The organism is Ruegeria sp. HKCCSP346, assembly GCF_017872595.1.
Lineage (GTDB): Bacteria > Pseudomonadota > Alphaproteobacteria > Rhodobacterales > Rhodobacteraceae > Ruegeria.
This window is the reverse complement of record NZ_JAEDOT010000001.1, coordinates 1,130,702-1,149,192: the sequence shown is the minus strand read 5'-3', so window position 1 is coordinate 1,149,192 and position 18,491 is coordinate 1,130,702. Positions and strand designations below refer to the sequence as shown.

General features: G+C 59.1%; 15 protein-coding genes. 10 read left to right on the top strand and 5 right to left on the bottom strand.

What is annotated here, in order from left to right; all coding sequences use genetic code 11:
- The first annotated feature begins 93 nt into the window (after positions 1-93).
- The 4 genes from I9185_RS05750 to I9185_RS05735 all read left to right on the top strand — a co-directional run bounded on the left by I9185_RS05750 (position 94) and on the right by I9185_RS05735 (position 5,384).
- Entirely contained in the window at positions 94-1,338 is a 1,245-nt protein-coding gene (locus I9185_RS05750; protein ID WP_171723009.1) for a sarcosine oxidase subunit beta family protein, read from the top strand.
- Positions 1,339-1,413: 75 nt separating this feature from the next.
- Positions 1,414-1,743 carry a sarcosine oxidase subunit delta gene (locus I9185_RS05745; protein ID WP_171631333.1) on the top strand — a complete coding sequence of 110 codons (330 nt, stop codon included), beginning with the start codon at positions 1,414-1,416 and terminating at the stop codon, positions 1,741-1,743.
- 67 nt (positions 1,744-1,810) lie between these two features.
- Positions 1,811-4,825 carry a sarcosine oxidase subunit alpha family protein gene (locus tag I9185_RS05740; RefSeq protein WP_210092541.1) on the top strand — a complete coding sequence of 1,005 codons (3,015 nt, stop codon included), beginning with the start codon at positions 1,811-1,813 and terminating at the stop codon, positions 4,823-4,825.
- Positions 4,818-5,384: a sarcosine oxidase subunit gamma family protein gene (locus tag I9185_RS05735; protein ID WP_210092540.1), complete on the top strand. Its 567-nt coding sequence runs from the start codon at positions 4,818-4,820 to the stop codon at positions 5,382-5,384. Before I9185_RS05740 ends, I9185_RS05735 begins: the two co-directional genes overlap by 8 nt.
- A gap of 34 nt (positions 5,385-5,418) precedes the next feature.
- On the opposite strand, the gene I9185_RS05730 is transcribed toward I9185_RS05735, so the two are convergent.
- Positions 5,419-5,850 carry a hypothetical protein gene (locus tag I9185_RS05730; RefSeq protein WP_210092539.1) on the bottom strand — a complete coding sequence of 144 codons (432 nt, stop codon included), beginning with the start codon at positions 5,848-5,850 and terminating at the stop codon, positions 5,419-5,421.
- Between the two features lie 63 nt (positions 5,851-5,913).
- Positions 5,914-6,732 carry an FkbM family methyltransferase gene (locus I9185_RS05725; RefSeq protein WP_245223415.1) on the bottom strand — a complete coding sequence of 273 codons (819 nt, stop codon included), beginning with the start codon at positions 6,730-6,732 and terminating at the stop codon, positions 5,914-5,916.
- Positions 6,733-6,775: 43 nt separating this feature from the next.
- On the opposite strand from I9185_RS05725, the gene I9185_RS05720 reads away from it, so the two are divergent.
- The 3 genes from I9185_RS05720 (at position 6,776) to I9185_RS05710 (ending at position 8,938) form a co-directional block, all read left to right on the top strand.
- Positions 6,776-7,375 carry a superoxide dismutase gene (locus tag I9185_RS05720; protein ID WP_171228054.1) on the top strand — a complete coding sequence of 200 codons (600 nt, stop codon included), beginning with the start codon at positions 6,776-6,778 and terminating at the stop codon, positions 7,373-7,375.
- A gap of 4 nt (positions 7,376-7,379) precedes the next feature.
- On the top strand, positions 7,380-8,258 hold the full coding sequence (locus I9185_RS05715; RefSeq protein ID WP_210092538.1) for a metallophosphoesterase: 879 nt from the start codon (positions 7,380-7,382) through the stop codon (positions 8,256-8,258).
- A gap of 218 nt (positions 8,259-8,476) precedes the next feature.
- Complete coding sequence (locus I9185_RS05710; RefSeq protein ID WP_171631353.1) at positions 8,477-8,938, top strand: host attachment family protein; 462 nt, start codon at positions 8,477-8,479, stop codon at positions 8,936-8,938.
- Positions 8,939-8,981: 43 nt separating this feature from the next.
- Here the strand turns inward: I9185_RS05710 and I9185_RS05705 are convergent, their stop codons facing one another.
- Positions 8,982-9,533 carry a TIGR00730 family Rossman fold protein gene (locus tag I9185_RS05705; RefSeq protein ID WP_210092537.1) on the bottom strand — a complete coding sequence of 184 codons (552 nt, stop codon included), beginning with the start codon at positions 9,531-9,533 and terminating at the stop codon, positions 8,982-8,984.
- A gap of 127 nt (positions 9,534-9,660) precedes the next feature.
- On the opposite strand from I9185_RS05705, the gene I9185_RS05700 reads away from it, so the two are divergent.
- Genes I9185_RS05700 through I9185_RS05690 form a run of 3 tightly spaced genes read left to right on the top strand, consistent with a single transcriptional unit; the run spans position 9,661 to position 13,375 of the window.
- On the top strand, positions 9,661-11,034 hold the full coding sequence (locus tag I9185_RS05700) for a LysM peptidoglycan-binding domain-containing protein (RefSeq protein WP_210092536.1): 1,374 nt from the start codon (positions 9,661-9,663) through the stop codon (positions 11,032-11,034).
- 58 nt (positions 11,035-11,092) lie between these two features.
- Positions 11,093-12,916, top strand: coding sequence for an ABC transporter ATP-binding protein/permease (locus I9185_RS05695; protein WP_210092535.1), 1,824 nt, complete (start codon positions 11,093-11,095; stop codon positions 12,914-12,916).
- Between the two features lie 60 nt (positions 12,917-12,976).
- Positions 12,977-13,375: a DUF2147 domain-containing protein gene (locus I9185_RS05690; RefSeq protein WP_171723017.1), complete on the top strand. Its 399-nt coding sequence runs from the start codon at positions 12,977-12,979 to the stop codon at positions 13,373-13,375.
- 44 nt (positions 13,376-13,419) lie between these two features.
- Here I9185_RS05690 and I9185_RS05685 read toward each other — a convergent pair whose 3' ends face one another.
- Together I9185_RS05685 and I9185_RS05680 are read right to left on the bottom strand one after the other, a co-directional pair.
- A complete protein-coding gene (locus I9185_RS05685; RefSeq protein WP_210092534.1) occupies positions 13,420-17,208 on the bottom strand; it encodes an efflux RND transporter permease subunit in 3,789 nt (1,262 codons plus the stop codon).
- Positions 17,205-18,431 (bottom strand): efflux RND transporter periplasmic adaptor subunit, encoded by a 1,227-nt coding sequence (locus I9185_RS05680; RefSeq protein WP_210092533.1) that lies wholly within the window; start codon positions 18,429-18,431, stop codon positions 17,205-17,207. Before I9185_RS05680 ends, I9185_RS05685 begins: the two co-directional genes overlap by 4 nt.
- Between the last annotated feature and the right edge of the window lie 60 nt (positions 18,432-18,491).

The window sequence follows — 18,491 nt, the reverse complement described above, 5'->3', positions numbered from 1 at the left end:
GCAATAGTGCGATATTGCGGCGTTGCACGGCAGGGTTAAAATGCCGTCACACGGCATATCTGCGCCCAATCACCGAACCGGATGGATTCGCACATGAAACACTATTCAGCCTTTGCTGTGGCGCGGGAAGCTCTGCGCTATCACACCGGATGGGAGCGCGCCTGGCGCTCACCCGAACCCAAGAAGCGCTATGACGTCATCATCGTTGGTGCTGGCGGTCATGGTCTGGCGACCGCGTATTACCTTGGCAAGAACTATGGCATCCAGAATGTCGCGGTTATCGAAAAAGGCTGGCTGGGCGGCGGCAATACCGGTCGCAACACGACGATCATCCGTTCGAACTATCTGCAAGATCCGTCGGCGGCGATCTACGAGAAAGCGCGCAGCCTCTACGAGGACCTGAGCCAGGAATTGAACTACAACATCATGTTCAGCCCGCGCGGTGTCATCATGCTGGCGCAGACCCAGCACGAGATCCGCGGCTATCAGCGCACGGCCCATGCCAACGCTTTGCAGGGCGTGAAAACCGAATGGATTACGCCTGAGCGTGTCAAGCAACTGGTGCCAATCATCAATCTGGATGGCCCCCGGTATCCGGTTCTGGGCGGCCTTTGGCAGGAACGCGGGGGCACTGCGCGCCATGATGCGGTGGCGTGGGGCTATGCGCGTGCCTGTTCGGCGATGGGTATGGATATCATCCAGCAATGCGAAGTCACCGGTGTGCGCTCGGACAACGGGCGCGTTGTCGGGGTCGATACCACCAAGGGTGCCATTGATTGTGACAAGCTGGGCATCGTCGTCGCCGGCCATTCGGGTCAGTTGGCCGAGATGGCGGGCTTCCGCTTGCCGCTGGAAGCCGTCGCGTTGCAGGCGCTGGTGTCCGAGCCCATCAAACCCTGCATGGATGTGGTCGTGATGGCGAACACAGTCCACGGCTATATGTCGCAATCCGACAAGGGCGAAATGGTGATCGGCGGGGGAACCGACGGGTTCAACAACTTCACGCAGCGCGGGTCTTTCCATCATATCGAGGAAACGGTGCGGGCGCTGGTCGAAACCTTCCCGATGATTTCGCGCCTGAAAATGCTGCGCCAGTGGGGCGGGATCGTGGACATGACCGGTGACCGCTCGCCCATCCTGTCGAAAACACCGTTGCAGGGCTGCTTTATCAATGGCGGCTGGGGCACCGGTGGTTTCAAGGCGATTCCGGGCTCGGGCTGGGGGATGGCGCAGTTGATGGCGACGGGCCATTCACCGCTGACCGAAGCCTTCTCGATGGACCGCTTTAAAGAAGGCCGCTTCATAGACGAAAGCGTGGCCGCCGGGGTGGCGCACTAGGGAGATTCCCGAAGGTGCCAGAAAACAGAATTCAGGTCGGCCCCCGCGCTGACCGACCGCCAAAAGGATGACAACATGCTAATCCTGAATTGCCCCTATTGCGGCGTAGACGCCGAAGAATCCGAACTGGCCGCCGGTGGCGAAGCGCATCTGAAGCGTTTCGGCCCGGGCTCGTCCGATGACGAATTCCACGACTATCTGTTCATGCGTGAAAACCCGAAAGGTGTTCATTTCGAGCGCTGGCGGCACGCCAATGGTTGCGGCAAGTGGTTCCACGCCGCGCGCTGCACGCAGACACTCGAAGTGTTCGGAACCTACACGGCTCAGACCTCCGAACCGCCGCAAGACATCAAGGATGCCATCACTGCCAAACGGCCCGGCTGGACGTGGAGAGAGTTCTCCTGATGTTTCATTTTTTCAATAATACTCCCGCCGGAGGCTTTGACGCCTCCACATGCGAAAGGTCCGCACAATGAGCACCCGTCTCGCAAAACAAGGCCGGCTGATTGACCGGTCGAAAAAGGTCACATTCACCTTCAACGGAACCTCGATGCAGGGCTATGAGGGGGATACGCTTGCCTCGGCCCTGTTGGCCAATGACCAGATGATGGTTGGCCGGTCGTTCAAATACCACCGTCCCCGCGGCGTTGTCGCCAGCGGTGCGGAAGAGCCGAACGCGCTTGTCGGTCTGGGGCAGGGCAACCGGTTCGAGCCGAACCAGCGCGCCACGACGACCGAGGTGTTCAACGGCTTGACCGCGATTTCACAGAACCATTGGCCAAGCCTTGAATATGATATCGGTGCGGTGAACACGGCCTTTGCCCGGTTTCTGCCGGCCGGCTTCTACTACAAGACGTTCATCCACCCCAAACCCTTCTGGAAACACGTCTACGAACCGTTCATCCGGCAGTCGGCGGGATTGGGCAAGGCGCCCGACAAAGACAACCGGGATGCCGACACTTATGAACATTTCTACGCCTTTACCGATGTTCTGGTGATCGGCGGCGGTGTGGCTGGTTTGCAGGCAGCCAAGGCGGCGGCACAATCCGGTGCCAGGGTTCTGCTGATCGAGCAGACCGCGCATTGGGGAGGTCGCGCGCCGGTTGACGGCGGCACCGTGGATGGTGAGCCTGTGGATAAGTTCGTGGAACAATTGGTTTCCGAACTCGAAACAATGGACAACGTCATCATGCGCACGCGCTGCATGGGAGCGGGTGTTTATGACCATGGTTATGTGCTGGGATACGAACGTCTGACGGACCACACGCCGGGCGTGCAGGGCCCGCGCCATCGTTTGTGGCGCATTCGCGCCAAGCAAATTGTAACGGCAACGGGTGCAATTGAAAGACCATTGTCCTTTGCTGGCAACGATGTTCCGGGTGTGATGCTGGCATCGGCCATGCGCGACTATGTCGTGAACTGGGGGGTTACCCCGGGCGAACGTGTCATCGTCGCCACCAACAATGACGACGCCTATCGTACCGCGATTATCCTGAAACAGGCAGGTGTGGATGTTTTGCGCATTGTTGACGCCCGGGCAACGGCCGGACCTTTGGCGGAAGAAGCCCGCCAGTTGGGTATCCGCGTCGATCCGGGCAAAGCCATTGCCAAGGTCAAAGGCGGCAAGCGCGTCAAAAAGGTAGCCATCTGCAATCAAGAGGGCGTCGGCGGCGCGCGTGAAGAGGTTGAGGCGGATGCAGTCGCCATGTCCGGCGGCTGGTCTCCGGTCGTGCACATGTGGTCCCATTGCGGGGGCAAGCTGATCTGGGATGAGGCGAACGCGCATTTCCGGCCGGATCCCGAGCGTCCGCCGCTGGGGGTGGACGGCAAAGGGTTCGTTGTTGCTGCTGGCGCGTCCAACGGCCCTCTGGCGTTGCAGGATGTTCTGACAGACGCCCATGCGGCCGGTAAGGCGGCCGCCAAGGCGGCTGGCTTCAAGCCCAAGAACACCAAGGCGCCCGCAGGGGACACAACCGCCGAAGCGCCGATGGAAGCGGTCTGGCTGATGCCGGCAAATGCAGAAGTCCAATTGCGTATGAAATCCTGGCTGGATTTCCAGAACGACGTCAAGGTTTCAGACGTCCAACTGGCCGCGCGCGAAGGGTATGAAAGCGTCGAACACACCAAGCGCTATACCACGTTGGGCATGGCGACCGATCAGGGTAAGTTGAGCAACATCAACGGATTGGCGATCCTTGCTGATGCTCTGGAATCCGAAATTCCCAAGGTTGGGACAACCACTTTCCGCCCGCCCTATACGCCCATCTCGATGGGTGCGATCGGTGGTGAGGCACGGGGTGAGGTCTTTCAGCCGATCCGTCGGACACCGATGCACAACTGGCACGACAGGAACGGCGCCGATTGGGAGCCGGTCGGCCACTGGCGCCGGACCTATGCCTATGTCCGCCCCGGCGAATCCGTGCATGACGCGGTGAATCGCGAGGTGAAAAACACCCGCGAGAACCTCGGCCTGCTGGATGCATCGACGCTGGGCAAGTTGATCGTCAAAGGCCCGGATGCCGGCAAGTTTCTGGACATGTTGTACACCAACATGATGTCCACGCTGAAGGTCGGCAAATGCCGCTATGGCCTGATGTGTTCGGAAAACGGCTTTCTGATCGACGACGGCGTTGTCGCCCGCATCGATGAAGACACCTGGCTGTGCCACACCACCACCGGCGGGGCCGAGCGTATCCATGGTCACATGGAAGAATGGCTTCAGACCGAATGGTGGGACTGGAAAGTCTATGTCGCCAACGTGACCGAGCAATACGCGCAGGTCGCCGTGGTCGGCCCCAATGCCCGCAAGGTGCTTGAAAAGCTGGGCGGCATGGATGTCAGCAAAGAGGCGCTGCCCTTCATGGAATGGCGCGATGGCAAGATCGGAGGCTTCGATTGCCGGGCCTACCGCATTTCGTTCTCAGGCGAGCTGTCTTATGAAATCGCCGTTCCGGCCAGCCAGGGGCAGGCGTTCTGGGATGCCTTGATGGAAGCAGGCAAAGAGTTCGGCGTGATGCCTTACGGAACCGAATGTCTGCACATCCTGCGGGCCGAGAAGGGCTTTATCATGATCGGGGACGAGACCGACGGCACCGTGATCCCGCAGGATCTGGGGCTGCACTGGGCACTGTCCAAGAAGAAAGAGGATTATCTGGGCAAACGCGCCCATTCGCGGACCCACATGGCGGATCCCGAGCGCTGGAAACTGGTCGGTCTCGAGACTGTGGACGGATCGGTTCTGCCGGATGGTGCTTACGCGGTGGGCGATGGCGTCAATGCCAACGGTCAGCGCAACATGATCGGCCGTGTGACGTCGACATATTACTCGGCCAATCTGGGCAAAGGGATCGCCATGGGGCTGATCAAACACGGCCCCGACCGCATGGGCGAGATCGTCGAGTTCCCGGGCACGGACGGCAAAACCTACAAAGCCAAGATCGTGGACCCGATCTTTTATGACAAGGACGGGGAGAAGCAGAATGTCTGAACCCATCAGCGCATTGAACCACGCCAGCTATGACGGCATCGCCAAGGTCCAGGAATGCGGCCTGCAAGGCATGATAACCCTGCGCGGCGACCTGTCCGACAAGGTGCTGGCCAAGGCTGTCAAGGATGCAACCGGTCAGAAAGTGCCGGGTCAGCGCGAGGTGCTTCTGACCGGCGATACCGGCGTGGCTTGGATGTCGACCGACGAGTTGCTGGTTCTGGTGCCTTATGCCGAGGTCGAAGCCAAACTGGCCGACATGGTCGGTGCCCTGAGCGGCACCCATGCTTTGGCGGTCAATGTCTCGGATGCCCGCGCCGTCTTCAGCGTCTCTGGTGCCAGCGCAAGAGAGGTGCTGGGCAAGGTCGCGCCCGTCGATCTGTCAGCGGATGCTTTCCAGCCCGGCCAGATTCGCCGCACGCGTCTGGCGCAGGTGGCCGGTGCTTTCTGGATGGATGATGAACAGACCTTCCGCGTGGTCTGCTTCCGTTCCGCTGCGGATTACGTGTTCAAACTGCTCAAGGTGGCAGCACAGCCCGGCAGTGAGGTTGGGATCTACTGAACAAAAAAAGCCCCGGTTCATCCGGGGCTTTTTCTTACTTGACTGTCGAACAGGTCCCGACTCCGAAAGGTTTGTTCGCGAAATTTCCCTGAACGAATGCCATGCGGACGGCGACCGTATTGTCGGTTGTTTTCAGGTTCGCCTGATATCGAACGCGGACATTGCCGCCGGCAACCATTTTCTGATCGAGTTTCCAGATAATACGATATCCCTTGGCGCCGCGGTCTTTGAATTTTGCCTTGGCCCAATCCTGGTACGAAGTGGCGGCCATCGCCGAAGATGCGGCGGGGTCGATCCGGAACGCATACTCTGGCGCAATCCAGCCATGGGCGTCCTGTTTGGTCATCTTGCAATGATAGGTAACCGTTTCTGCCGCAGCGGTATGTGCAAGAAATGCGGCGACTGCAATTGGTAAAAGTCTTTTCATTTTATCCACTTGGGCATGATTCTTGGTGTGTGCAATCAAACTGATACACCTCAATGCCGCAAGCGGGACCTCGCGTGAACGAAGAAAAAAATGCCAGACGTTCTACCCATGCAAGAGAACGGTGTGAAAACGGCTCAGGCCATCTTCGGTCAGCAAGTCCGAAATCTCTACAGGCTGTGACTTGTCATCCGACAGGTTTGCGTAATAACCCAGTTCATCCATCAATGCGCTGACACGTTCGTGCCTCTGGTCTTCCGGAAGCAGAGGTGCGTGAAGAGACAGAAGAAGGGCGGGGCGGCGTTCCTTCAGCCACGCGGACAAAGTGGGGGCAACAATGAATTCCGCGCCCTCGATGTCCATTTTGACCAGCGAAACCCGTGACAGGTCGTTTGTTTTTTCGAATTGGTCCCAGGCGATCGTCAGCGCATCAGACCCATGCGCCCCGTCGTGCAGAAGCGAACTGGTGGAATCCCCGGGTTCACCGCGCACAGAGGCCATGCGTGCCACGCCAAATCGATCTGACAGGGCGACCCCGAATGCCGAAACGTTCTGAATGCCGTTCAGATCAAGATTCCATGCCAGATGCCGAAACGCGGTCGGGTCAGGCTCAAAACACCAGACATGCCGTGCCCTTCGCGCACCGTACAGCACCGTCGGGCCAATCCACGCGCCGATGTCCAGATAGTCGCTTTGAGGGGACAGGAACCGGTCAAGAACTGCAAATGTTTCAGGCTCCCAAGCGCCCGCAGTGGCCTTGCGCCAGAATTTCGAATGGTACGGGTCCAGACGAAACGGCTCGCCGTTCAGATTGCCCGCATAATATCCGCGGGCGCGATAGAACATCTTGCGCGCCTGTGTCAGCATCGCCTGCCTCCGGGTTTTCTTGCCACGCCCCTTGACCTGCGGCGGTTGCCAAAGCATTTAACCTTGGGAACCGCAACTTACATTTAAACAGGGGGCCGACATGGCTTTTGAACTTCCTGATCTTCCTTATGCACATGACGCGCTGGCAGCCAAGGGTATGTCCGCGGAAACGTTGGAATATCACCACGACCTGCACCACAAGGCCTATGTCGACAACGGCAACAAGCTGATCGCCGGCACCGAATGGGACGGCAAGTCGCTGGAAGAGATCATCGTTGGTACATACGACGCAAACGCCGTGGCACAAAACGGTATTTTCAACAACATCAGCCAGTTGTGGAACCACAACCAGTTCTGGGAAATGATGGGGCCGGGCGAGTCCAAGATGCCGGGCGAGCTGGAAAAGGCGCTGACCGAAAGCTTCGGTTCGGTGGATGAATTCAAGTCGCAATTCAGTGCCGCCGGTGCGGGTCAGTTCGGTTCGGGCTGGGCGTGGCTGGTCAAGAACGCCGATGGCTCGCTGGCCGTCACAAAAACCGAGAATGGCGTGAACCCACTGTGCTTTGGTCAAACCGCGCTGCTGGGTTGCGATGTTTGGGAGCACTCCTACTACATCGATTTCCGCAACAAGCGCCCGGCCTACCTGTCGAACTTCCTCGACAATCTGGTGAACTGGGAAAACGTCGCATCGCGGATGTAACGTATTGAACCGACGTCGGTTCATAAAGGGCCTGCTGGCGGCGACGCTGGCAGGCCTTGTCACGGCCGCCTACGGGTTCATCATTGAACCCGCGGTTCGGCTGCGCGTGCGCAAATGGCGCATTCAGCGGGACGACTGGACAGCGCCGCCGCTCAGAATCGCCGTACTGTCCGATATGCATGTGGGCGAGCCCTATGTCGGCCTGAACCGCGTAAGGCAGGTGGTCCGCCGAACCAATGCGCTGGCTCCGGACGTGATCCTGCTGTTGGGTGATTTCTTTGCAAGCCACAAAGGTGTCTCGGACACGGTCAAGATGCAGGACCTGGCCCCTGTGCTTGCCGGGCTTGAGGCGAAGAATGGTGTCTTTGCCGTTCTGGGCAATCACGACTGGTGGGATGACAGGTCGGCACAGCGGCGCGGGTCCGGGCCCAATCGCTATGCCGAAATTCTGGAACAGAACGGCATTTCGGTGTTGTCCAATGCCGCAATCAAACTCGAAGCTCAGGGCATCTGGCTTGCCGGGCTCGAGGATCAGCTGGCGATCTGGCGCAACGGCAAGCCGCAAGGATTGGACGATCTGGAAGGTACTCTGGCGCAGATCACCGATGACGCTCCGGTTGTGATGATGGCGCATGAGCCCGATGTGTTTCCCACTGTGCCCGGGCGGGTGGCCTTGACCCTTTCAGGGCACACACATGGTGGCCAAGTGCGCCTGTTCGGCTGGTCGCCCGTGGTGCCATCGAAATTCGGCAATCGCTATGCCTATGGCCATGTACGCGAAAATGGGCGCGATCTGGTCGTTTCGGGCGGTATCGGCTGTTCGATCCTGCCGGTTCGTCTGGGCGTGACGCCCGAAATCACCGTTGTCGAGATGTCCGCCTAAAGGGTTGATGACCAGCCGGTGAAAACCCGCCGATACGTGCCCTTTCTGCGTGACGGTATCTTGTTTGCTGTTTTCCAGTGCACATCTCTGTAGGGTAGAGGGAGAAACTGCATATCAATTCAAACAATGATCGGGCTGCGCACTGTTCGTGCGTCAACGAACCCGCATGTCCAGCAGGTCGAGGGATACCCAGAACACAACCTAATCAGGAGATCGCAATGGTCGCACTTACACAGGGAACTTGGGTTATTGTTGCAGATGGAGAGAAAGCGCTGGTGATGGAGAATATCACCGATGCCGACGATCCCAATTTTGTCGTCGTCGCTGTCGAAGAACAAGACGGCCCGACCGGAAAACCGACGGACCGCGCAGGTCGTCGCAACGACGGCGGACCAAAACAGAAATCGGCAATTGAAGAACCCACGTGGAAGGCGCACGCAAAATCTCTGTTCGTGCAGGATCTGGCGAACCTGTTGAATCGCAAGGGGCTGAAAGGCGCCTATGATCGGCTGGTTCTGGTGGCCAGCCCCCATGTTCTGGGTCTGTTGCGGCGTCGGTTACACAGCGAGGTGCTGGGAAAGGTCGTGGCCGAGGTCAACAAGACCCTGACCAATCATCCTTTGCACAAGGTCGAGCAGGTGGTGCGCCTCAGTCTGCAACCCAAAGCCAGACTTGCCTGATGAATACGGCGGGCGGTTCAACCGCCCGCACGGTTTCCCATCCTCAGGTCAGCTTGTCCCGCAGGGCGATCATGGCTGTATCGGCGTCTTCGACCCAGGTGATGAAATCCGCCAAAAACGTGTCGGCAAAGCCTTGCCCGATCACCTGATCCAACAATGTGTGCAACGCGTCCCAATAGCCGTTCACATTGACCACGACGATTGGCTTGTCATGCAGGCCAAGCTGGCGCCATGTCAGCGCTTCGAACAGCTCGTCCAGCGACCCCGGACCGCCCGGCAGGACCACGACGGCGTCGGCGTTCATGATCATGACTTTCTTGCGCTCGTGCATTGTCTCGGTGATCACGAAGTGGGTCAGATCCGTTTTTCCGACCTCGCGCTTGACCAGATGCACCGGAATGACGCCGAAGGTTTCACCACCGGCATTCTGCGCGGCGCGGGCCACTTCACCCATCAAACCGACATCTCCGGCTCCGTAGACCAGCCGCCAGCCTTCCTGCGCCAGCAGGCTGCCAAACTGCCGTGCAGTTTCAGAATAAGCCTTCTCGGCTCCATTGCGTGACCCGCAGTACACACAGACTGATTTCTGAGACATCAAAGGGGGGCTCCGGGGTTGTGTCAGGGGTTTTGACCCGTGATAGCGGGATTGATAGATTGGCTCAACTGTCCGTCGGAAAGCTTTTCAACGCACAGCTTTTACCCGGCGGAGTGAAAGGAAAATAATGGACGCCAAATCGGGAAACGGAAGCTCGGGCAATTTCATCTGGGGGGTGATTGCGGGTCTTGTTGCGATATTGGGCGCGGGTGGATTGTATCTGTCTGGCGTCTTCACCAAAACGCCCGAGCCGAGCGCCCCGCAGGAAACCGCCTCTGCCGTAGCCCCGGAACCTGTAGGGCAGGATGCGCAGGTCTCGGAACCGGAAGTGGCTGAACAGGCGGCTCCCGCGGATGAAGGGCCCACGACCGAGCCTGCCGAGGACACTAGTGAAACGGCTGACGCCTCTGACGCGGACACCGCCGTTGCCAAGACGAAAGATATCGCGCCCCAGCCAGCGGCCCCTCCGGCCCTGGATCAGATTTTTGTTGAGCCAGATGGCACGGCGCTGTTGTCCGGCGATGCCGAGCCCGGCAGCCGGATCGAGGTGCTGCTGAACGGCGAAACCCTGCACAGCTTTACCGTGGACGGCAGCGGCCAGTTTGCCGAATTTGTTTCGATCCCGTTCAGCGACGCGGCTCAGGGGTTGGTCCTGCAAAGCAAGGATGGCGAACGGATCACACAGTCCGACGACTATCTGATTGCGGCATTGCCAAAGCCGGTCGAAGAAGCGCCTGTAACTGAAGAATCGCCAGCATCCGATCCGGACACGACGGCCGACGCCGAAGACGCCACGATCGCGACAGCCGATGCAGACGTTGAGCCCGAAACGGCGACCGAAGTTCCAGCGCCAGAAACTGATGTGACCGGAACCGAAACCACCGTGCCGGAGGCCGAGGAAACGCAAACCGCCGACTCGCCGCCGCAGACACCCGAACCGGATCAGCAGATTGCGGTGCTGCGGTCCGGCGAAGAAGGGGTTGAACTGGTGCAGCCGCCTGTGGTGCGGGATACGCCCCCTGATCAGATCGCACTGGATACCATCGGGTACTCTGATACCGGCAATGTCCAGCTGACGGGGCGTGTGCAGGACGGTGCAGCCGTTCGACTGTACCTGAACAATCGCCTGATCGCCGATCTCGACCCGAAAGAGGATGGATCCTGGCGCAGCGATCTGGAGGGGATTGATCCGGGTGTCTACACGCTGCGCGTGGACGCGGTGAATACGGACGGGACGGTGCTCAGCCGGGTCGAAACCCCGTTCAAGCGAGAGCCGGTTGAAGTACTGGATGCCGCCGTCGCGGCCACTCAGGCCAACGCGCAGGGCGAAGCAGCTGCCATCCGTTCGGTTACGGTTCAACGGGGCGACACGCTGTGGGCCATCTCGCGCGACCGGTTTGGCGACGGGGTCCTGTATGTACGGCTGTTCGAGGCCAATCGCGACCTGATCCGCGATCCGGATCTGATCTATCCGGGGCAGGTCTTCACCATACCTGAATAAGCATCGCCTCTGGCCCAAGCGGGCCGGGGTCAATCTCTGACCGCAGTTAAGGTACGTGATGAGACGAACACCTACTACGACCCCGGACGATACGGTGCCGCGTGACGAGCGAAGCTCGGGCTGGCGCACGATCCGCGAAGTGGCACCCTATCTTTGGCCACAGGATGAACCATGGGTAAAGCGCCGCGTGGTGATTGCCATGGTCATGCTGGTTCTGGCCAAGCTGATCGCGGTCTATACGCCAATCCTTTACAAAGGTGCCGTTGACGCGCTGGCAGGTGAGGGCGTGCCGCCGGTGGCGCTGGGCGCGGTCGGGCTGACGGTCGCCTATGGCGTGGCGCGGATGCTGACCGTGGGATTCCAACAACTGAGGGATGCGGCCTTTGCGCCCGTAGGGCAAAGGGCTCTGCGGGCGTTGGCGCTTGAGACCTTTCGGCACATTCACAACCTCTCGATGCGTTACCACGTGTCCCGCCGTACCGGAGGGCTGAGCCGCATCATCGAACGGGGTGTCAAGGGCGTCGAGTTCCTGTTGCGCTTTCTGCTGTTCTCGATCGGGCCGCTGATCCTGGAACTGCTGCTGGTGGCGATCATCCTGATGTGGCTGTTCGATGTCTGGTATCTGGTGGTCGTCGCCGTCACAATCGGTCTGTATATCTGGTTCACATTTGCCGTGACCGAATGGCGGGTGAAGCTTCGGCGCGAGATGAACGATCAGGACACCGAAGCCAATCAGCGCGCCATCGACAGCCTGCTGAATTTTGAAACTGTCAAGTATTTCAATGCCGAAGCGCGCGAAGCTGAGCGATATGATGTGTCGATGAAAGCCTATGCCGGGGCGGCGCTGAAAACGGCATATTCGCTGGCATTTCTGAATTTTGGCCAGTCATTCCTGATCACTTGTGGTTTGATCGGTGTGATGGTTCTGGCTGCCATCGGGGTTCAGAGCGGAAACCTTACAGTGGGCGATTTCGTCATGGTCAACGCTTACATGATTCAGATCACCGTACCGCTGAACTTTCTGGGGACGGTCTACCGGGAAATCCGGCAATCGTTGGTCGATATGGGCCAGATGTTCGATCTGCTTGAACAGCCCGCCGAAGTCACCGACAAACCCTGTGCGCCCAACCTCAAGGTGAATGGCGGCGAAGTCACGCTGGACGATGTGCATTTCGGCTATGACCCTGAAAGGGAGATCCTCAAAGGTGTTTCGTTGACCGTTCCTGCCGGGCAGACCGTGGCCATCGTGGGGGCAACCGGGTCTGGCAAATCAACCATCGGGCGGCTGCTGTTCCGGTTCTACGATGTGACCAAAGGATCCTTGAAGATCGATGGACAGGATGTGCGGGATGTGACGCAGTCCAGCTTGCACGCGGCCATCGGCGTTGTGCCGCAGGACACGGTATTGTTCAACGACAGCATCCGGTACAACATTGCCTATGGCCGTGACGACGCCACCCCGGAGGAGGTCGAGGCCGCAGCCCGAGCTGCGCAAATTCACGATTTCATCACCTCGCTGCCCGAAGGCTATGACACTATGGTCGGTGAACGGGGGCTCAAACTGTCAGGTGGTGAAAAACAAAGAGTCGGCATCGCGCGGACTTTGCTCAAGAACCCGCCGATCCTGTTGCTGGACGAGGCGACCTCGGCCCTGGACACAGATACCGAGCAGGACATCAAGGATGCGCTGGCGCGCGCAGGAGAGGGTCGTACGGTTATCACCATTGCCCATCGCCTCAGCACCATTGCCGAAGCTGATCGGATCGTGGTTCTGGAAGCAGGCGAGGTCATCGAACAGGGCACGCATGACGAGTTGCTGGCGCGGTCGGGGCGGTATGCCCAATTGTGGAACCGGCAGCAATCGGACGGGGAAGCGGCCTGAAGATCCAAACATGGAGCGAAACAGGGTAGAATACAAAAAAAAACCAGAAGGGTGCCTGTCATGATGAAGCGATTGAAGTCACGACTATCGTCTATTGCGATCGCGATTAGTCTGCCGGTCATTGTGGCGGCCGATCCCATCGTGGGTGTCTGGAAGACTGAACCTGATCGCAAGAACCTGATTTCGCACATCAAAATCACGGCGTGTGGGGATAAGTTCTGCGGTCGGATCCTTTCGGCCTATGACTCTTCAGGCAAGGAAGTCCAAACACCGAATATCGGTAAGAAACTGTTCTGGGACGTGGCCGGTGAAGGCGGAGGAAAATACGGCGGCGGCGAATTCTGGGTCCCGTTGATCAACGTGGATGCGGTGCCACAGATGACGTTGCAGGGGGACAAGCTGCTGGTCAAAGGATGCGAACATGCGATTTGCGCGCATCAGACGTGGTCCCGGTTGTGATGATGGCCAAATGAATAAGGACCGGGAGTTCCGGTCCTTTTCGTTTATTCAGCAGCTTTCAGCGGCGGGCCAGAGGGGCGACCAGACTGATCTGATCGACTGTCCTGTTCTGATCCTTCAAAACGCGAGTCGTCCTCCCACACAATTTCAGTGGCCTGCATCTGCCGGGCAGAGCGCCCTATCGCCATGTCCTGCGCGATCTGGCTGGACCGGCCTGCCGTTACACGGGCCAGAACTCGGCTGAGCCAGATCGCATAGGTTGTCACCCAGACCCGCAAGGCCAGAAGCGATGGGGTGACGATCAGCGTCAGAACAGTTGCAATGCCCAGGCCAAAGACCACCGCTGTGGCCAGCTGTTTCCACCACAGTGCGGTGGGGCTGTCGATGGAATAGCCGCCATTGATGAAGTCCAGCGACAGGCCGAACATCATCGGCGTCAGACCGGCCATCGTTGTCAGCGTGGTCAGCAGAACCGGGCGGATACGGGATTCCGCGGTGCGGATGATCGCCTCGATTCTCGGCATATAGCTGCTGTATTCCTGATAGGTGTCGATCAGAACGATATTGTTGTTCACCACGATACCGGCCAGGGCCACGATGCCGGTCCCGGTCATGATGATCGAGAAGGGCTGTTCCATCACGATCATGCCGATCAGAACCCCGGTGGTGGACAGAACCACCGCCAGCAGCACGAGAACTGAATTGTAGAACGAGTTGAACTGCGCCAGCAGGATCACGAACATAAGCCCCAGGGCGCCCATGAACGCGTTCACCAGGAAGGCGCCGGATTCTTCCTGCTCTTCCTGATCACCAGTCCATTCCCAGCTGATCGCGTTGGCGAACGGGCCGGTTTCCAGCCATTCCGTCAGCACCGCAATACGCTCGTTCGGGTTAATCAGCGCAAACTGAGCATCCCCGTCTTCGATTGCGCTGCGCAGCTGGTCGACACTTTCTGCGCCGGTCAGTTGAACCAGTTCATACGACTTTCCACCCGTACCATTCAGAACGGTGTCGGTCGGTGTGTAGCCTTCCGTCACTTCACGCATGACGGCCAGCCGCACCTGTTTTCCATCGGGGCCTTCGGTCACAACCTTGCTCAGCCCCGGTTCGACATCCGCTTTGACGTCGTAGTATCGCTGCTGGTCGACGCGGTTGATCTCGGCCAGCTTGGCCACGGGTTTGCGCGTTACGAAGTTCGACAAGGGCACCAAACCGTCCGGGGTACGGACCTTGAGTGTATCCAGTGTCGACAAAACGCGGTCTTCTTCGGGCAGGCGAACGCGAATTTCGATCTCTTCGTCATTGCTGTCCGGGCGCATCTCGCCCAGCAATATACCGCGCGTGACCAACTGGACCATGGCGCCGACGGTTGCCACGTCGGCTCCGAACCGACCGGCCTTGGCGACATCCACGTCAATCTGCCAGTCGATGCCGGGCAGGGGCAGGGTATCTTCGGTCTTGATCAGGCCCGGCGTGGTGTCGAAAACCTCGCGGGCGGTGATCGCTGCCGAGGTCAGGTCTTCCCACCCGTCACCCTTGATGCGCAGATGCACAGGCTTGGCCGAAGCAGGGCCTTGCTCCAACGGCAAAATCTCGACGATGATGCCGGGGATCGTTGCAAGTTGGGCATTCAGCTCATCAATCACGAAGTCGCCATCATATTCGGGCGCCACGAAGTGCCGTTCGAACAGGCCCCACAGGGCCGATTCCGAAACGTTGGGGCGGTCTTCCCAGGGGATGATCTCGAACTGAACCCGGCCCACTGTATCGGCCGGCGCTTGAGCGCCACCGTTGTTCTGGTTCAGGCCACCTTCGCCCGCAAAGGCAAAGACGTTGATGACCGCAGGGTGAGTTCCAATGATTTCTTCGGCGGCAAGAACCATCGCGTCTTTTTCCGCCAGGGAAAGGTTCCCGCGGGCACGCACATATGCGGTGGCCTGTTCAGGTTCGCTTTCCACGAAGAATTCAACCCCGCGGGATTCCTGAGGAAACCAGACGAAGGCCACGAAATACACCGCCGTGAAAACCGTCAGCAGGGAAACGATCGGCATGATCGGATTGCCGACAAGGAACCGAACGACGTGGCCAAAAAACGTGTGTTCGTCCGCTGTATGAACGTGGTCCTCTTCGGCGCGTACCATTTTGGCCGCGCTCAGCGTTACGGACCCGGCAAACGCCCCGAACAGGAACAGCAGCGCCCCGGCGATCGAGCCACCGGGCAGCAGGTAGTTGGGGTTCAGAACCTGCATCGCACCCAGAAAGATCATGTACAGCGACGGCGGCACCATCAGCACCCGGACCCACCATGGCGTGCGCGCCCGCAACCAGGTCGAAGACCGATCGAAGAGGCGGCTCAGGCGGCCGGACACACCGCCCATGACCGGCAGATAGATCAGCGCAACTATCAGCGACGCCGACAGAACGAAGATCAGCGTGACCGGCAGCATTCCCATGAACTCGCCGGGAATACCGGGCCAGAACAGCATGGGCAGGAACGCGCAGAGTGTCGTTGCGGTCGAGGACACGATGGGCCAGAACATGCGCTGGGCGGCCTCGACATAGGCGTGCATCGGGCCCACGCCTTCCTTGATGCGTTTGTCGGCGTATTCCACCACGACGATGGCGCCATCCACCAGCATCCCCACCGCCAGGATGAGGCCGAACATCACGATGTTCGAGATGCTGACACCCATGACCGCCAGAAACGCAAAACACAGCAGGAACGAGGTCGGGATCGCAAAACCGACCAGCAGGGCGGCCCGCGTACCCAACGAGGCAAGAACCACGATCATCACCAGCGCAATCGCGGTCAATACCGAGCCTTCAAGCTGGCTGACCATCGAGCCGACGATGCGGCTCTGGTCGTTCGATGTACCCAGATCAACCGCCGCCTGAAGCTCGGGCGGCCACTTGGTCTTTGCATGCGCAATGGTTTCCTTCACCTGCGCGACGGTGTCGATCAGGTTATAGCCCTTGCGCTTGACAACCTGCAACGCGACGGTCGGTTCACCGTTGAAACGGGCCGTCCCTTCGCGGTCTTCGAAAGTGTAGTTGATCTGTGCCAGTTCCCCCAAGGTGACGACCCGATCACCGTTGACCTTGATAGGCAGGCCGTAAACATCCTGTGCGGTTTTGAACGACGACGGTATCTTGACCGAGAAGGTGCCCTGCGCGGTTTCAACTTCACCGGCTGCAATCAACTGGTTGTTGTTCCGTACCACGTTGATCAGCTCGTCCGCCGTCACGTTGTAGGCTTCAAGCCGCAGCGGGTCGATCACGACCTCGAGCATCTCGTCGCGATTGCCTGCGATACCGGCTTCGAGAACGGAATCCAGAGCCTCAAGATCGTCCTGTAGATCCTTGGCGACACGGGCCATCGTGCGTTCGGGAACGGGACCGGTCAGGTTCACGATGACGATCGGGAATTCGGAAAAGTTGATCTCGGTCAGGGAATATTGTTCTGCGCCTTCGGGAAAGTCCGCCTGAGCTGTGTTCATCGCGTCACGCACATCGGCCATGATCGCGGTCTTGTCCCAGCCGAAGTCAAATTCCAGCGCGACCCCCGCATAGTTTTCGGCAGCGGTCGATGTCATTTCCTTGAGCCCGTCGAGATCCGCCAGTTCGGTCTCCATCGGCTTGATGAGCAGGTTTTCGGAATCCTCTGCGGAAATCCCGGGAAACTGCACGGATACAAACAGGGCAGGGATTTCGATATCCGGCTCGCCTTCTTTCGGAAGCGAGACATAGGCAAATCCGCCGATAACCAGCGAAATCGCGATAAATGCCAACACCATGCGGGCTCGATCAGCGGCCCATGCGACAACACCGGTCATTGTGACGCTTCCCGATAAGTCGGCGCTACGGTCACACCGCGTGTCACGAACTCTTGTCCGACAATGATTATGTCGGCTGTTTCGGGGAGACCGTCGACCCAGACACCCTCTGCCGTGTCACGCAGAATGCGGACAGGCAGGAAATCCACCACATTGCCGGTGCCGACAGTACGGACACCCAATTGACCCTCGTTGCTTAGGGTCAGGGCGGATTGCGGCAGCAGATGTGCCTTTGTGCCTTCGGCTGCGATGCTGATGGTCGCGGTCTGACCGTCGCGAATGGTCAGATCCGGGTTCGGAACCGTGATTTCAACTTCGAACGTGCGCGTTGTTTCATCAGCCGACCGGCTGAGGAACGTGACGCGGCCGCCAAGCTGCCGACCGGTGACCAGCGTTGCCGATGCCTCGGACCCCACCTGAACACGGTTGACTTCGGTTTCCGGCACGAACCCGACCAGTTTGATCGGATCAAGCTGAATCACGGTTGCGCACAGCGATCCGGGCTGCATCAGGCTGCCCAATTCTGCGGTGTCGCTTTCCAGCAGGCCCTTGAACGGGGCTTTGATGGTCAGGCGTCCGACCTCTCGCTGCGCGGCTTCAACTGCGGCTGCGGCTGCTTCGATTCCGGCCCGGGTCGCCTCCAGCTCGGCTTCGGCGGACTTTACACCTGCTTTGGCGGCGCTCATCGCAGCCTCGCTGGAAATTCGGCGGGTTTCCGAAGCAAACCCGGTTTCCGCCAGTTTGCGCGAAGCCGTCAGATTGATTTCGGCCTCGGCCACACGGGCATGCGCCTCTTGCAAGCGGGCTTCAGCCTCGGGAATGCGGCTTTCGGCTTCGAGTTTTCCGGCCAGCGCCTCGGCCAGTTGCGCCGGACGCGTGCCGGGGTCGAGTTCACACAGAACATCCCCGGCCTCGACAAAGGCACCTTTGCGCATGGGTTCCGAGATCACCGTGGATGTGGTTTCAGACAAAACCTCGACCTGCCGGTTCGCCTTGGTTTGTCCTCGCAGCAGAACCGCACTGTCAATTTCGCGCGCCTGCGAACGCAGGGCGACCACGCCAACGGCATCAATATCGGTCTCGTCGGATTCGACGGCTTCGGTCTGTACCGCTTCTTCTGCTTCGCCACGTCCGGCGAAAGCAAACAAAGAGTCGCGCTCAAAAACAAGAAAATACAACGCAACTATAACCAGAAGGGCGTTGATGAAAGAAATCAAACGCATTCAGTGTTTCTCCTAGAATTCGGTGCCAACAAAAGCGGGGCCGTCTTGGTATGAAATGGG

Bases quoted from the DNA above. Each gene is read 5' to 3' on its own strand.
- I9185_RS05750 (WP_171723009.1), top strand. From the start codon at position 94: ATGAAACACTATTCAGCCTTTGCTGTGGCGCGGGAAGCTCTGCGCTAT.
- I9185_RS05745 (WP_171631333.1), top strand. From the start codon at position 1,414: ATGCTAATCCTGAATTGCCCCTATTGCGGCGTAGACGCCGAAGAATCC.
- I9185_RS05740 (WP_210092541.1), top strand. From the start codon at position 1,811: ATGAGCACCCGTCTCGCAAAACAAGGCCGGCTGATTGACCGGTCGAAA.
- I9185_RS05735 (WP_210092540.1), top strand. From the start codon at position 4,818: ATGTCTGAACCCATCAGCGCATTGAACCACGCCAGCTATGACGGCATC.
- I9185_RS05725 (WP_245223415.1), bottom strand. From the start codon at position 6,732: ATGCTTTGGCAACCGCCGCAGGTCAAGGGGCGTGGCAAGAAAACCCGG.
- I9185_RS05720 (WP_171228054.1), top strand. From the start codon at position 6,776: ATGGCTTTTGAACTTCCTGATCTTCCTTATGCACATGACGCGCTGGCA.
- I9185_RS05710 (WP_171631353.1), top strand. From the start codon at position 8,477: ATGGTCGCACTTACACAGGGAACTTGGGTTATTGTTGCAGATGGAGAG.
- I9185_RS05705 (WP_210092537.1), bottom strand. From the start codon at position 9,533: ATGTCTCAGAAATCAGTCTGTGTGTACTGCGGGTCACGCAATGGAGCC.
- I9185_RS05700 (WP_210092536.1), top strand. From the start codon at position 9,661: ATGGACGCCAAATCGGGAAACGGAAGCTCGGGCAATTTCATCTGGGGG.
- I9185_RS05695 (WP_210092535.1), top strand. From the start codon at position 11,093: ATGAGACGAACACCTACTACGACCCCGGACGATACGGTGCCGCGTGAC.
- I9185_RS05690 (WP_171723017.1), top strand. From the start codon at position 12,977: ATGATGAAGCGATTGAAGTCACGACTATCGTCTATTGCGATCGCGATT.
- I9185_RS05685 (WP_210092534.1), bottom strand. From the start codon at position 17,208: ATGACCGGTGTTGTCGCATGGGCCGCTGATCGAGCCCGCATGGTGTTG.
- I9185_RS05680 (WP_210092533.1), bottom strand. From the start codon at position 18,431: ATGCGTTTGATTTCTTTCATCAACGCCCTTCTGGTTATAGTTGCGTTG.